The organism is Nocardiopsis sp. L17-MgMaSL7 (assembly GCF_003182025.1).
Lineage (GTDB): Bacteria > Actinomycetota > Actinomycetes > Streptosporangiales > Streptosporangiaceae > Nocardiopsis > Nocardiopsis prasina.
This window is the reverse complement of record NZ_QGTF01000015.1, coordinates 84,081-97,051: the sequence shown is the minus strand read 5'-3', so window position 1 is coordinate 97,051 and position 12,971 is coordinate 84,081. Positions and strand designations below refer to the sequence as shown.

Genomic DNA, 12,971 nt, shown 5'->3' with positions numbered 1-12,971 from the left:
GACCCCGGCCGTCAGCGGACCGTCGGACCGTCGTACTGACCGGATCGGGACCAAGGAACTTTTCCTTCCCGGCGAGTGCGGGTATCCCTGGCGTCCATGAGCGACAGTAGACGGATCACGTGGCAGGGGTTCTTCAACACCCGTGACCTCGGCGGCCTTCCCACCCGCCACGGCCGGACCACTCGGTCCGGGGCCTTCGTCAGATCCGCCGACCCGCGTTTCGTCACCGCCGAGGGATGGCGGGCCGCCCACGACGCCGGTGTGCGCACCGTCGTGGACCTGCGCAACCCGGACGAGATTCGGCCGACCCCGGGTGAGGGCCCGACACGTCGGGGAGGGTCCGCCGCGTTCCCCGCGGTGTCGGCCCGGACGCCCCTCCCCGAGGGGATGGGGCGTCTGGAGGTGCCCCTGGACGATGTCGACGACGTGGAGTTCTGGAAGGACGTCAACCGCAGGAAGCTGAACGGGAGCCCCCTCTACTTCCGGCCCTTCCTCGCCCGCAAGGCCGAACGGTGTGCCGCGGTCGTCACCGCCCTGGCACGGTCCGCACCCGGCGGCGTCCTGTTCCACTGCGGGGCCGGACGCGACCGCGCCGGGCTGGTCGCCCTGCTGCTGCTCTCCCTGGCGGAGGTCGAGGCCGACGCGATAGCCGACGACTACGAACTCTCCACCGCCGCTCTCGTGCCCCTCTTCGCCGCGATGGGCCAGGAAGACCAGGGGCCGGTGATCGCGTCCCTGCTGGCCGACCGCGGACTGACGCCGCGCGGCAGCGTCCTCGACGTCCTGCGGGGCCTGGACGTGCGGGCCCGTCTCCTGGAGGCGGGCACCGACGAGGAGGACCTGGACCGGATCCGGGCCCGGCTCCTGGGCTGATCGGATCCCCGGGGGAGCCCTCCACCCGGACGTCTCCCGAACGCACGGGGAGCCCAGGGCACCGATCCCATGTGACCCACGCCTCCGACACGCTCGTGCTCCGGCCGCTCACGGCTGGACGCGCGTCCCGCTGACATCCTGGTCCCCACTGACACGCGCCCGGCCCCCGGGTGAACCGAATCGCCAATAATGGCGTCTTCCCTTACATTGGCCCGGTCATTGTTGGTGCCGGTCCGCGAAGGGGCCGGGACACGGCGGGCCGGGGGCGTGGGCCGGCCGTTCGCACGCCTCCACTCCGGGGCGGGCCGACGCGTCCGCCGGACACGGGACGAGGGGGCAGGCCAAAGGCATGTCGAACAGCACCGCTCCGGACGGGGACGACGCCTCGCGGCCGCCCCGGGTGGTCGCGCTGGGGGGCGGGCACGGCCTGCACGCCTCCCTGTCGGCGCTGCGCAGGGTGACCACGGATGTCACCGCCATCGTGACGGTCGCCGACGACGGCGGCTCCAGCGGCCGTCTGCGCGAGGAACTGGGCGTGCTGCCGCCCGGGGACCTGAGAATGGCCCTGGCCGCGCTGTGCGGGGACGACGAGTGGGGGCACACCTGGAGCCAGGTGCTCCAGCACCGCTTCCGTTCGGAGGGGGACCTGCACGGCCACGCGGTCGGCAACCTGCTGATCGTCGCCCTGTGGGAACTGCTCGGTGACTCGGTGGCGGGTCTGGACTGGGTGGGGCAGCTGCTGGGCGCCCACGGCCGGGTACTGCCGATGTCGTCGGTCCCGCTGGAGATCTCCGCGGAGGTGTCCGGGATCGACCCGGACAAGCCCGACGCGCTCACCACGGTGCGCGGGCAGGTGGCGTGCGCCAGCACCAGCGGCCGGGTGCGCTCGATCTCGTTGATCCCCGAGGACCCCCCGGCCAGCCCGCAGGCGGTCAAGGCCGTGCGGGAGGCCGACTGGGTGGTCTTCGGCCCCGGTTCCTGGTTCACCAGCGTGCTGCCGCACCTGCTGGTCCCGGAACTGGCCCACGCCCTGGTCACCACTCGGGCCAAGCGGCTGGTCGTGCTCAACCTGTCGCCCCAGCAAGGGGAGACCGACGACTTCCGTCCCGAGACCTACCTTGAGGTGCTGAACGAGCACGCGCCCAAGCTGGGGGTGGACGTGGTCCTGGCCGACACCGGAACGGTGGAGGAGGTCGGCCCGCTCCTGTCCGCCGCCCACCAGCTGGGCGGGCGGCTCGAACTGGCCGACCTGAGCCGGGGGGACGGCTCCCCGCGCCACGACGCCGAGAAGCTGGCCGCCGCCCTGGAACGCGTCCTGGAGGTCTGACCCGCACGCGCGGAGTACGGCCGCCCGTGTTGTTGGTGCCGTGCTGGGGTCCCCGTGACCGGGGACGGGGAAGGGTGGTCGCATGGCTGATCACCGCATCCACCTGGAACGCGTCTACGACGAGGTCCGCGCCGAGGAGCACCCCGGGCAGGGGGAGGAACCCCCGCCCGGGCCGCGGTTCCTCGTGGACCGCCTCTGGCCCCGAGGGGTGAGCAAGAGCGCGGTCGCCGGGGACGAGTGGGTCAAGGACGCCGCGCCCAGTCCGCACCTGCGCACCTGGTTCGGGCACGACCCGAGCCGTTTCGAGGAGTTCGCCCGCCGCTACCGGGCCGAACTGGAGGCCCACCCGGAGGTCCTGGAACCCCTCCTCGACGCGGCCCGGAAGGGGCCCGTCACACTCCTGTACGCGGCCAAGGACACCGAGCACAACCACGCCGTCGTCCTGAGGGACCACCTGGAGTCGCTCCTGGACCCCTCCTCGGGGTCGGGGAGCAATTGACCGCACACCGTCACGAAGGGCGACACGCCGCCTGTGAGCTGGGCTTGAGGAAGTGCGACACGCCGTGCGGGGGTCGGCGTAAAGGCGCGCGTCACGTAGTCTGCACCGAGAAAGCCGCCCGGGGGTGACCCTGGGCGGCGCCCCGGCGCCCGGGTGTGCGGCGCCGGTGTTCTGCCAGTTCAAGGGGAGGATCGCAGCGATGGCGATGACCGGCGTGGTGAAGGATGAGCTGAGCCGACTGGCGATCCTCAAGCCATGCTGCCGCAAGGCGGAGGTGTCCACCATCCTGCGGTTCACCGGTGGCCTGCACCTCGTGGGCGGCCGGATCGTGATCGAGGCCGAACTCGACACGGGCGCGGCCGCGCGGCGGCTGCGCAAGGACATCTCGGAGGTCTTCGGACACGAGTCCGAGGTGGTCGTGCTCTCCCCGAGCGGACTGCGCAAGGGCAACCGGTACGTGGTGCGGGTGATCAAGGACGGTGAGTCCCTGGCCCGCCAGACAGGTCTGGTCGACAACAACGGCCGCCCGGTGCGCGGCCTGCCCCGTCACGTGGTGGCGGGCGGGGCCTGCGACTCCGAGTCCGCGTGGCGCGGCGCCTTCATCGCGCACGGCTCCCTGACCGAGCCGGGCCGGTCCATGTCGCTGGAGGTCACCTGCCCCGGTCCGGAGGCGGCGCTGGCCCTGGTCGGCGCGGCCCGTCGGCTCAAGGTGCACGCCAAGGCCCGTGAGGTGCGCGGTGTGGACCGCGTGGTGGTGCGCGACGGTGACTCCATCGGCGCGCTGCTGACCCTGCTGGGCGCCCACCAGAGCGTCCTGGCCTGGGAGGAGCGCCGGATGCGCCGGGAGGTGCGGGCCACCGCGAACCGGCTCGCCAACTTCGACGACGCCAACCTGCGGCGCAGCGCCCGGGCGGCGGTCGCCGCGGGGGCGCGGGTGGAGCGGGCCCTGGAGATCCTGGGGGAGGACGCCCCCAAGCACCTGGTGGCCGCCGGTCAGCTGCGGCTGGCCCACAAGCAGGCCTCCCTGGAGGAGCTGGGACAGCTCTCGGTTCCGCCACTGACCAAGGACGCCATCGCCGGGCGCATACGCAGGCTGCTGGCGATGGCCGACAAGCGGGCCAGTGACCTGGGCATCGAGGGCACGGAGGCGAACCTCACTCCCGACATGCTGGTTCCCTGACCGGTTGTGGGGCACAACCACGCCGGAACACGACCGTCACACCGATGTTCGGCTTTGTTAACTGGGAAAACTCCCGGATAACTTCCGAAAATGGTATAGACCTCTCAGCTTTGCGGTGCCAGGATGGTCGCGAATCCGCGAGGGGACGACGGGTCGCCGGACGGGGGTGAGAACGGCTCCCCGCCGACACTCCGATAGGCTCTTTGTGAACACCTGTTACGCGTTCACGCTGTTCAACACGGTCGCGCCGGCCCCACAGGTCCGGTGCCCCGGAACAGCCACACGCTCGGGTGAAACTGCTGTGCGACATATGAGGAGATTGGTTCCGTGACCATCCGTGTAGGCGTCAACGGCTTCGGTCGGATCGGCCGCAACTTCTGGCGCGCGGTCGCCGCTGGCGGCAGCGACATCGAAATCGTCGCGGTCAACGACCTCACCGACACCAAGACGCTCGCGCACCTGCTCAAGTACGACACCGTGCTCGGCACCCTCGAGGGCGACGTCGAGGTCGGTGACGACTTCATCCGCGTCGGCGACAAGAACATCAAGGTCCTCGCCCAGCGCGACCCGGCCCAGCTGCCCTGGGGCGAGCTGAACGTCGACGTCGTCGTCGAGTCCACCGGTATCTTCACCAAGGCCGAGGACGCCCGCAAGCACATCAGTGCCGGTGCCAAGAAGGTCATCATCTCCGCCCCGGCCAAGGGCGAGGACATCACCATCGTGATGGGCGTCAACGACGACAAGTACGACGCCGCCAACCACGACATCATCTCCAACGCCTCCTGCACCACCAACTGTGTGGCGCCCATGGCGAAGGTGCTCAAGGACAACTTCGGTGTCCAGCAGGGCTTCATGACCACGGTCCACGCGTACACGAACGACCAGGTCATCCTGGACTTCCCGCACAAGGACCTGCGTCGCGCCCGCGCCGCCGCCCAGAACATCATCCCGACCAGCACGGGCGCCGCCAAGGCCACCGCCCTGGTCATCCCCGAGCTCGCGGGCAAGCTGGACGGCATGGCCATGCGCGTCCCCGTGCCGGACGGCTCCGCCACCGACCTGGTCGTCACCGTGGACCGTGAGGTCACCAAGGACGAGGTCAACGCCGCGTTCAAGGCCGCGGCCGAGGGTCCGCTCAAGAACGTCCTGGTCTACACCGAGGACGAGATCGTCTCCTCCGACATCGTCGGCACCTCGCCCTCCTGCACCCTGGACGCCGGGATGACCATGGTCGCCGGCAACCAGGTCAAGATCCTGGGCTGGTACGACAACGAGTGGGGTTACTCCAACCGCCTGGTCGACCTGGCCAAGCTGGTCGGCTCCAACCTGTGACCAACGGGTCCTGACCCGTGGCCGCGCACGCGTGACCCGGCACCCCTTCCGCCCAGGCGCGGTGGGGGTGCCGTCGCGTGCGCACCCCTCCAGCCCCAGACTTCGACACCCCAACGAGGAGACCAGCATGCGGACGATCGACGACCTCGACGTCTCCGGCAAGCGCGTGTTCGTCCGGGCCGACCTGAACGTGCCCCTGGACGGTGACCGCATCACCGACGACGGGCGCATCCGCGCGGCCCTGCCGACCATCGAGAAGCTTCGTGAGCGCGGCGCCCGCGTCATCGTCGCCGCCCACCTGGGCCGCCCCAAGGGCGCCCCGGACCCCCAGTACTCCCTGCGCCCCGTCGCCGCCCGGCTCGGCGAGCTGCTCGGCACGGAGGTGGCCTTCGCCGCCGACACCGCCGGCGAGTCCGCCCGCGCCACCTCCGCCGCCCTCGGGGACGGAGACGTCGCGCTGCTGGAGAACGTGCGCTTCGAGCCCGGAGAGACCAGCAAGGACGACGCCGAGCGCGGCGAACTCGCCGACCGCTTCGCCGAGCTCGCCGACCTGTACGTGGGCGACGCCTTCGGCGCCGTGCACCGCAGGCACGCCAGCGTCTACGACCTGCCCGGCAAGCTCCCGCACGCCGTCGGCGGCCTCGTGCTGACCGAGGTCGAGGTGCTCAAGCGGCTCACCGAGAACCCCGAGCGCCCCTACGTGGTGGCGCTGGGCGGCTCCAAGGTCTCCGACAAGCTCGCCGTGATCGACAACCTCCTGGGCACCGCCGACCGCCTGCTCATCGGCGGCGGCATGGTGTTCACCTTCCTCAAGGCCAAGGGCTACGAGGTCGGCTCCAGCCTGCTGGAGACCGACCAGCTCGACACCGTGCGCGGCTACCTGGAGCGAGCCGAGCGCGAGGGCGTGGAGATCGTCCTGCCCGTGGACGTCGTGGCCGCAGAGAAGTTCGCCGCCGACGCTCCGCACGCCGACGTGGACGTCGACGCCATCCCGGCCGACCGGATGGGTCTGGACATCGGCCCGAAGAGCCAGGAACTGTTCGCCGCGAAGCTGGCCGACGCCAGGACCGTGTTCTGGAACGGCCCGATGGGCGTCTTCGAGATGGCCCCTTACGCGGGCGGAACGCGGGCCCTGGCCCAGGCCCTCGTCGACTCGGACGCCCTCACCGTCGTCGGTGGCGGCGACTCCGCCGCCGCCGTGCGCTCCCTGGGCTTCGACGAGGCGGCCTTCGGTCACATCTCCACCGGTGGCGGCGCCAGCCTGGAGTACCTGGAGGGCAAGGACCTCCCCGGCATCGACGCCCTCGCCTGAGTGGAGTGATCGCCCTGCGCCTCCGCTTCGCTGTGGCGCGTGTTCGGGCGCCCGGAGAGGCAGGAACCCTCTCGGCGCCCGAACGAAGACCCCTCGCGCCTCCGCCCGGCTGCGGCGGCGCACACACAAGCCCTCTCCGACGATTGTGAAGTGAGTCAAGGATGACCAAGCGCCAGCCGCTCATCGCGGGCAACTGGAAGATGAACAACAACCACTTCGAGGCGATCGCGCTCGTCCAGAAGCTGGCCTTCGCCCTGAACGACAAGGACTACGACAACGCCGAGGTCGTCGTCCTGCCGCCGTTCACCGACATCCGCAGCGTGCAGACGCTGGTGGACGGGGACAAGCTGCGCATCCGGTTCGGCGCGCAGGACATCTCCGCCCACGACAAGGGCGCCTACACCGGTGAGATCTCCGGTTCGATGCTCGCCAAGCTGGAGTGCTCCTACGTGCTGGTGGGCCACTCCGAGCGCCGCGAGTACCACAACGAGGACGACGCCCTGGTGAACGCCAAGGTGAAGGCCGCCTACAAGAACGACATCGTTCCGCTCCTGTGCGTGGGCGAGGGCCTCGAGGTGCGCAAGGCGGGTCAGCAGGTCGAGCACGTCCTCGCCCAGCTGGACGGCGCCCTCAAGGAGATCCCGGCCGAGCAGGCCGAGCGGATCGTCATCGCCTACGAGCCCGTCTGGGCCATCGGCACCGGCGAGGTCGCCACCCCCGAGGACGCCCAGGAGGTGTGCGCCGCGATCCGCGTCCGCCTGGCCGAGCTGTACTCCGCCGAGCTGGCCGACGCCGTCCGCGTGCTCTACGGGGGTTCGGTCAAGGGCGACAACGCCCCCGGCATCATGGCCAAGGCCGACGTCGACGGCGCCCTGGTCGGCGGTGCCTGCCTGAAGGCCGACGAATTCGCCAAGGTGATCCGTTTCGGCGAGAACGGCTGACCAAACGTCTCGTGGACCGGGCCCGTCACTCTCCGACGTCCAGGGGTGACGGGCCGGGTGCCCGACGGGTGCCCTGTTCGGGCTAGACTTCGCTGTGGGGATCCCCCTGTCCTGAGGTTTCCCCACCCGTGCCGACACCGGCACGGTAAAATCCGAAAACGTCCCCGGTCTCCTCCTTCCGTGACCCGCTCCGGACCGACGCCTCCCGTCGGTCCTGGTCCGGGCGGGAAAAGGGGGATCGAGGTGTCCATTCCCCCCTGCTGCGGGGTCGAGCTACGGGTGAGCGTGTGATCCTCGGTCTGTCCATCTTCGTGATGCTTCTCAGTGTGCTGCTGGTCCTCCTCGTGCTGATGCACAAGGGGAAGGGCGGTGGCCTGTCCGACATGTTCGGCGGCGGTGTCACGTCCTCGCTCGGCGGTTCGTCCGTGGTCGAGCGCAACCTCGACCGGATGACCATCGGGATCGGGATCACGTGGATCGTGACGATCGTCATCCTCGGTCTGCTGATCAACCGGGGAATGTAGCGCGCCGACCGGCCGCAGACCCCTCGTCCAAGACAATCTCGCCCAAGTCAGGCAGCGAGTTCGCTGAAGGAGTTTTTCGTGGGTAGTGGCAGCGCCATCCGTGGCAGCCGAGTCGGAGCTGGCCCTATGGGCGAGGCGGAGCGGGGCGAGGCCGCTCCCCGCGTCCGGGTCCCGTTCTACTGTGCGAACCTGCACGAGGTCATTCCCAGCTTCGCCAGCGAGGCCGCCGTTCCCGACGAGTGGGACTGCCCGCGCTGCGGTTTCCCCGCGGGCAAGGACAAGGCCAACCCGCCGTCGCCGCCGCGCACCGAGCCGTACAAGACCCACCTGGCGTACGTGAAGGAGCGGCGCAGCGAGGAGGAGGGCAAGCTCATCCTCGACGAGGCGCTGGCCAAGCTCCGTGCCGACCGCGCCGCGGTCGAGGCCCACATGAAGGCCTCCCAGAACTAGAGTTCCTCGGCTGGCCGTGTCCCAGCCGCGCAGGTTCCGTCGGGGCCCGCCACCGGTCACAGACCGGTCGCGGGCCCCGACGTATGTCAGGAGCACCTTCAGACATGAGGGAATGACATATCTTCTCATTCCGGAGACTGATGTGGCTGGTGGGAATTACGATACCGACACACACCCCCGAAGCCCCCTTCCTGAGGAGTTGGTGTCGATGTCAGCGTGCCCCACCGGCGGAGACCACGACTGGATTCTCGGCGACGACCGCAAGTTCCAGTGCGCCAAGTGCGGAGCTCAGAGCGCCAGGCGGTTCTGAAGGACCTCCCCGGGCCACACGGTGCCACGAGCCTCGGGCTCGTTCTTGGCCTCGGCCCTCCAGGTCACCGGCCCCCCAAGGCTCTCGGCCACGGTCGTGGCCCAACGCTCCAACGGCGCGAACCGCTCGGTCCCCTCCTCGTCGAGCATGGTCCGCCCCCGGTAGACGACCCCCTCGATGACCAGGACCTCCCCGTCCACCAGGAGTGCGGTCTCGTACTCTCGTGTGCTCCGCCTCATGGGACAGGACTGTAGTGCCGGGGAGGGGCGGACATCAGGCGTTCGCCGGGATTGGCCGCACATGGACGGGAAAGCGGGGTGAGGCACCGCCCCAAGCACCCCGGAAGCTTGGAAGAATGGGGGCATGGCCTCCCCCGAACCACCGGACGTCCCCCCTGAGACACGGGGTGTCCCCTCGGACCTGACCCAGTCGCCCGCGAGCGTGTCCCACCTGCGCCGCTACGTCAGTCTGCGCGGCCCCAACACCCGCATGTGGATGACGGCGGCCTACTTCTCCGGCGGTCTCACCCTGGGGTTCGTGGTGGTGGTGGGCTCCATGCTCTGGCACGTCATGCGGGAGGAGACCACGGTCAGCTCCGTGTCGCTGTGGGCGTTCGCGGCACTGGTCATGTTCTTCATCGGCCCCGGCAGCAATGTCTTCCTCGTGCGCGGGCTGCCCCAGCGCATCACCCGCCAGGGAATCAGTGCCGACAGCGACGGCGTCACCGTGCTCCAGGAACGCAAGTGGTGGTTCCCCGGCGAGGGCACCTTCATCGCCTGGTCGGAGATCCGCCGCATCCGCGAGGTGCACACCGGAGGGCGCAGGGTCACCTACTTCATCGAGTTCGCGCTGGACACCCACCGCACCGACCCCGAACTGCCCAGCTGGGCCGAGACCCCCGAGAGCCTGGACCTGGAGGTCGACGCCGGGGCCGCCACGCAGTTCTACGTGCAGGTGCCGCGCGACCGCAAGGAGCACATCCTGAAGATGGTGGAGCGCACCGCGCCCCTGCCGTCGATCGTGGAGCGGACGCCGCCGCTGCGTGAGCGCCGCGCTAGCCGGAGCGCCCGCTGAGCCTGCGGGTGAGTTCACCCGCGGCGTCCCGCACCCGCCCGGCCAGGGCCCTCGGGGTGACCGGCCGCGCGATCGGAACGGTCAGGCTGATCGCCGCCGCCGGGCGCCCGTTGTGGTCCGAGGCGGCCGCCGCCACCGAGAGGAACCCCTCGGTGACCTGGCCGCTCTCGATCGACCACCCCTGTTGGCGCTCCTCGGTGAGGAGCTCCCGCAGTTCCCCCGGAGTGGTGGGCCCGTGCCCGGTGCGGTCGGTGAAGGCCGCCGTGTCCGGGTAGAGCGCCCGGACCTGGGCGCGGGGGAGCCGGGCCAGCATCGCCCGCCCCGACGCCGTCAGGTGAGCGGGCAGGCGCACCCCGACCCCGGTGATCAGCGTGGGCGCGTGCGGCGGCTGTTCCTTGAGCAGGTACAGCGTGTCCGCGCCGTGGAGCACGCCCAGGTGCGCGGTGGCCCCGGTGGTCTCGGTCAGCTGGTGCAGGAGGGGCCGGGCCAGCCGCTCGATCCCGTCGTGGCGCAGGTAGGCCGAGCCGATCTCGAAGGCCGCGACCCCCAGACCCCACCTCCGCTCCTCGGGCAGGTGGGTCACGAACCCCTCCTCGGCCATCGCCTCCAACAGCTGGTAGACGCTGGAGCGGGGCAGGCCGAGCCCGGTGGCGATCGCCGTGGCCGACACCGGCCCCGGCCGCGAGGCCAGGAAGCGCAGCAGCCGCAGCGCGCGCGTGGCAGCCGGAACAACACTCATGCCCCGATGGTCCCACGGCATGCGGTTCTACCTTATGTGGTGCTAGAATGCATATGTTCTGGCGCCAAAGTGCACACAATTGCGGGAAATTGTAGGTACGATGGGGTCATGGCTGCTATTCAGATCAAGGACGTGCCGGACGAGGTCAGAGATACCCTGGCGGCGGAGGCCAAGAGGTCGGGCAAATCCCTCCAGGCCTATCTACTGGGTCTCTTGGAGAAGGAGGCACGGTTCGCGCGCAACCGGGAGATCGTTGCGCAGACCCCCTTGCCGGGGGCGAAGCTGACTGTGGAAGAAATCGTTGCCGTGGTGCGTGAGGCCCGAGGCGATGGTGGTGACAAGCCGGAAAGTGAAGTCGCGTGATCGTTGTTGACACGTCGGCGCTGGTCGACCTCTACCTTGGCGTGACCGGTCACGGTGCCGGGGTGGCCCAAAGAGTCCTTGGCAGTGACCCGGAGTGGTACGCGCCGAGTCATCAACCGGCCGAGTTCCTCAGTTCCATGCGTGGCCTCGTGCTGGGGAGGAAGTTCCCCCAGGCTGATGCAGAAGCGGCACTGAAGCTCTATGAGATGCAGGCCATCAGCTATGTGGACGCCACCGGGTCGATCTTCCACCGGGCGTGGGAGCTTCGGCACAATCTGAGCGCCTATGACGCGGTCTATGTCGCTGTCGCTGAAGAGCTGAACTGTGCGCTGGTCACCGCGGACGCGCGGCTCGCCGCCGCTCCGGGGCTCAGATGTGAGGTGCGGGTGATCCGGTAGGGAAAGGCCACCGGGTGGGGTGTCTGGGATCTCGGACGGTTCCGTCGTGTTGGCGCTTTCGGCGGGCCTCCGGACACGGTCGAATGGGGGCATGTCCACAGCCGTTCCTTCCGTTGCCGTCGGCGGTGCACCGCTCACCCCGGCCCAGGTCCTCTCCGTCGCCCGCGAGGGCGCCCACGTCGTTCTCACCGAGGAGACCCGCAAGGCCGTGAGCCACGGCCGCGAGCGGGTCGAGGCGCTCGCCCGGGGCGAGGTCCCCGCCTACGGTGTCAGCACCGGGTTCGGTGCGCTGGCCACCCGGCACATCGCCCCCGACCTGCGCGCCCGCCTCCAGCGCTCCCTCATCCGATCGCACGCCGCCGGGGCCGGACCCGAGGTGGAGCGCGAGGTCGTGCGCTCGCTGATGCTGCTGCGTCTGCGCACGCTCGCCTCGGGCAACACCGGGGTCGAGGTCGCCACCGTCGAGACCCTGGCCGCCCTGCTCAACGCCGGGATCACCCCCGTCGTCCACGAGTACGGCAGCCTGGGTTGCTCGGGCGACCTGGCGCCGCTGTCCCACGTCGCCCTGGCCCTGATGGGCGAGGGGCAGGTCCGTGACGCCGACGGTGAGCTCCGGGAGGCCGCCGACGCCCTGGCCGCGGCGGGCATCGCGCCCGTGGAACTCGGCGCCAAGGAGGGCCTGGCCCTCATCAACGGCACGGACGGCATGCTCGGCATGCTGGCCATCGCCTGCATGGACCTGGAGCGCCTGCTCAAGGTCGCCGACGTCACGGCCGCCATGAGCGTCGAGGCCCTGCTCGGCACCGACCGGGTCTTCTCCGAGGAGCTCCAGAGACTGCGTCCGCACCCGGGCCAGGCAGCCTCGGCCTCGAACCTGCGCGCGATGCTCGCGGACTCGCCGATCGTCGCCTCCCACCGCGGCCCGGACTGCAACCGGGTCCAGGACGCCTACTCGCTGCGCTGCGCCCCGCAGGTGGCCGGAGCCGCCCGCGACACCCTCGCCCACGCCCTGCTCGTGGCAGGACGCGAGCTGGACAGCGTCATCGACAACCCCGTCGTGCTCGACGACGGCCGGGTGGAGTCCAACGGCAACTTCCATGGGGCGCCGGTCGCCTACGTGCTGGACTTCCTGGCCGTGGCCGTGGCCGACACGGCCTCGATCGCCGAGCGCCGCACGGACCGCATGCTCGACGTCTCCCGCTCACACGGCCTTCCGGCCTTCCTCGCCGACGACCCCGGAGTGGATTCGGGCCACATGATCGCCCAGTACACCCAGGCCGCCATCGTCTCCGAGCTCAAGCGCCTGGCCGTGCCCGCCAGCGTCGACTCCATCCCCAGCTCGGCCATGCAGGAGGACCACGTGTCCATGGGCTGGGCCGCCGCCCGCAAGCTGCGCCGCGCGGTGGACGGACTCACCAACGTGCTGGCGGTGGAGCTGCTCACCGCCGCACGCGCCCTCGACCTGCGCTCCCCGCTGGAGCCCGGTCCCGCCACCGGCGCGGTCCTGCGCACCGTGCGCGAAAGGGTCGCCGGTCCCGGCCCCGACCGCTACCTGGCCCCCGAGATCGCCGCCGTGGCCGCCCTGGTCGCCGACGGTTCGATCGTCGAGGCCGCAGAGACCGTCACCCCGCTCGCCTAGCCCCCTGAGG

Annotated in this window: 15 protein-coding genes; 13 read left to right on the top strand and 2 right to left on the bottom strand. The window is 70.4% G+C overall.

The features are described from left to right. Positions 1-96: 96 nt before the first annotated feature. The 9 genes from BDW27_RS22985 (at position 97) to BDW27_RS22945 (ending at position 8,438) form a co-directional block, all read left to right on the top strand. Positions 97-873 carry a tyrosine-protein phosphatase gene (locus BDW27_RS22985; RefSeq protein WP_110051641.1) on the top strand — a complete coding sequence of 259 codons (777 nt, stop codon included), beginning with the start codon at positions 97-99 and terminating at the stop codon, positions 871-873. A 349-nt stretch (positions 874-1,222) separates the two neighbouring features. Next, on the top strand, positions 1,223-2,200 hold the full coding sequence (gene yvcK, locus BDW27_RS22980; RefSeq protein WP_017546456.1) for a uridine diphosphate-N-acetylglucosamine-binding protein YvcK: 978 nt from the start codon (positions 1,223-1,225) through the stop codon (positions 2,198-2,200). Positions 2,201-2,282: 82 nt separating this feature from the next. Then, positions 2,283-2,699 (top strand): DUF488 domain-containing protein, encoded by a 417-nt coding sequence (locus tag BDW27_RS22975; RefSeq protein ID WP_017546455.1) that lies wholly within the window; start codon positions 2,283-2,285, stop codon positions 2,697-2,699. Positions 2,700-2,898: 199 nt separating this feature from the next. Further along, positions 2,899-3,879: a DNA-binding protein WhiA gene (gene whiA, locus BDW27_RS22970; RefSeq protein WP_017546454.1), complete on the top strand. Its 981-nt coding sequence runs from the start codon at positions 2,899-2,901 to the stop codon at positions 3,877-3,879. 327 nt (positions 3,880-4,206) lie between these two features. Beyond that, a complete protein-coding gene (gap, locus tag BDW27_RS22965) occupies positions 4,207-5,211 on the top strand; it encodes a type I glyceraldehyde-3-phosphate dehydrogenase (RefSeq protein WP_017546453.1) in 1,005 nt (334 codons plus the stop codon). Positions 5,212-5,338: 127 nt separating this feature from the next. Next, positions 5,339-6,523 carry a phosphoglycerate kinase gene (locus BDW27_RS22960; RefSeq protein WP_017546452.1) on the top strand — a complete coding sequence of 395 codons (1,185 nt, stop codon included), beginning with the start codon at positions 5,339-5,341 and terminating at the stop codon, positions 6,521-6,523. Positions 6,524-6,684: 161 nt separating this feature from the next. Then, positions 6,685-7,464 carry a triose-phosphate isomerase gene (gene tpiA / locus BDW27_RS22955; RefSeq protein ID WP_017546451.1) on the top strand — a complete coding sequence of 260 codons (780 nt, stop codon included), beginning with the start codon at positions 6,685-6,687 and terminating at the stop codon, positions 7,462-7,464. 287 nt (positions 7,465-7,751) lie between these two features. After that, positions 7,752-7,988 carry a preprotein translocase subunit SecG gene (secG, locus tag BDW27_RS22950; protein ID WP_017546450.1) on the top strand — a complete coding sequence of 79 codons (237 nt, stop codon included), beginning with the start codon at positions 7,752-7,754 and terminating at the stop codon, positions 7,986-7,988. A 78-nt stretch (positions 7,989-8,066) separates the two neighbouring features. Beyond that, complete coding sequence (locus BDW27_RS22945) at positions 8,067-8,438, top strand: RNA polymerase-binding protein RbpA (RefSeq protein ID WP_083927594.1); 372 nt, start codon at positions 8,067-8,069, stop codon at positions 8,436-8,438. Positions 8,439-8,726: 288 nt separating this feature from the next. On the opposite strand, the gene BDW27_RS22940 is transcribed toward BDW27_RS22945, so the two are convergent. Further along, a complete protein-coding gene (locus tag BDW27_RS22940) occupies positions 8,727-8,987 on the bottom strand; it encodes a hypothetical protein (RefSeq protein WP_110051639.1) in 261 nt (86 codons plus the stop codon). 124 nt (positions 8,988-9,111) lie between these two features. Between BDW27_RS22940 and BDW27_RS22935 the strand changes: the two genes are divergently transcribed. Next, entirely contained in the window at positions 9,112-9,822 is a 711-nt protein-coding gene (locus tag BDW27_RS22935; protein ID WP_017547274.1) for a hypothetical protein, read from the top strand. On the opposite strand, the gene BDW27_RS22930 is transcribed toward BDW27_RS22935, so the two are convergent. Beyond that, positions 9,803-10,561, bottom strand: a complete 759-nt coding sequence (locus BDW27_RS22930; protein WP_017547273.1) for an IclR family transcriptional regulator — start codon at positions 10,559-10,561, stop codon at positions 9,803-9,805. The genes BDW27_RS22935 and BDW27_RS22930 overlap by 20 nt on opposite strands. A 108-nt stretch (positions 10,562-10,669) precedes the next feature. On the opposite strand from BDW27_RS22930, the gene BDW27_RS22925 reads away from it, so the two are divergent. From BDW27_RS22925 to hutH, 3 genes are all read left to right on the top strand, one after another. After that, a complete protein-coding gene (locus BDW27_RS22925) occupies positions 10,670-10,924 on the top strand; it encodes a hypothetical protein (protein WP_017547272.1) in 255 nt (84 codons plus the stop codon). After that, the gene (locus tag BDW27_RS22920) at positions 10,921-11,322 is read left to right on the top strand and encodes a type II toxin-antitoxin system VapC family toxin (protein WP_110051638.1); all 402 of its coding nucleotides are present in this window, start codon (positions 10,921-10,923) and stop codon (positions 11,320-11,322) included. The genes BDW27_RS22925 and BDW27_RS22920 overlap by 4 nt, the downstream gene beginning before the upstream one ends. Positions 11,323-11,413: 91 nt before the next feature. Continuing rightward, complete coding sequence (gene hutH, locus BDW27_RS22915) at positions 11,414-12,961, top strand: histidine ammonia-lyase (RefSeq protein WP_110051636.1); 1,548 nt, start codon at positions 11,414-11,416, stop codon at positions 12,959-12,961. The last annotated feature ends 10 nt before the right edge of the window (positions 12,962-12,971 follow it).

What these genes read in the sequence shown, in the direction of transcription:
- BDW27_RS22930 (WP_017547273.1), bottom strand. Translation starts at nt 10,561, where the DNA reads ATGAGTGTTGTTCCGGCTGCCACGCGCGCGCTGCGGCTGCTGCGCTTC.
- BDW27_RS22935 (WP_017547274.1), top strand. Translation starts at nt 9,112, where the DNA reads ATGGCCTCCCCCGAACCACCGGACGTCCCCCCTGAGACACGGGGTGTC.
- yvcK (WP_017546456.1), top strand. Translation starts at nt 1,223, where the DNA reads ATGTCGAACAGCACCGCTCCGGACGGGGACGACGCCTCGCGGCCGCCC.
- BDW27_RS22925 (WP_017547272.1), top strand. Translation starts at nt 10,670, where the DNA reads ATGGCTGCTATTCAGATCAAGGACGTGCCGGACGAGGTCAGAGATACC.
- BDW27_RS22975 (WP_017546455.1), top strand. Translation starts at nt 2,283, where the DNA reads ATGGCTGATCACCGCATCCACCTGGAACGCGTCTACGACGAGGTCCGC.
- whiA (WP_017546454.1), top strand. Translation starts at nt 2,899, where the DNA reads ATGGCGATGACCGGCGTGGTGAAGGATGAGCTGAGCCGACTGGCGATC.
- BDW27_RS22960 (WP_017546452.1), top strand. Translation starts at nt 5,339, where the DNA reads ATGCGGACGATCGACGACCTCGACGTCTCCGGCAAGCGCGTGTTCGTC.
- tpiA (WP_017546451.1), top strand. Translation starts at nt 6,685, where the DNA reads ATGACCAAGCGCCAGCCGCTCATCGCGGGCAACTGGAAGATGAACAAC.
- BDW27_RS22985 (WP_110051641.1), top strand. Translation starts at nt 97, where the DNA reads ATGAGCGACAGTAGACGGATCACGTGGCAGGGGTTCTTCAACACCCGT.
- hutH (WP_110051636.1), top strand. Translation starts at nt 11,414, where the DNA reads ATGTCCACAGCCGTTCCTTCCGTTGCCGTCGGCGGTGCACCGCTCACC.
- BDW27_RS22940 (WP_110051639.1), bottom strand. Translation starts at nt 8,987, where the DNA reads ATGAGGCGGAGCACACGAGAGTACGAGACCGCACTCCTGGTGGACGGG.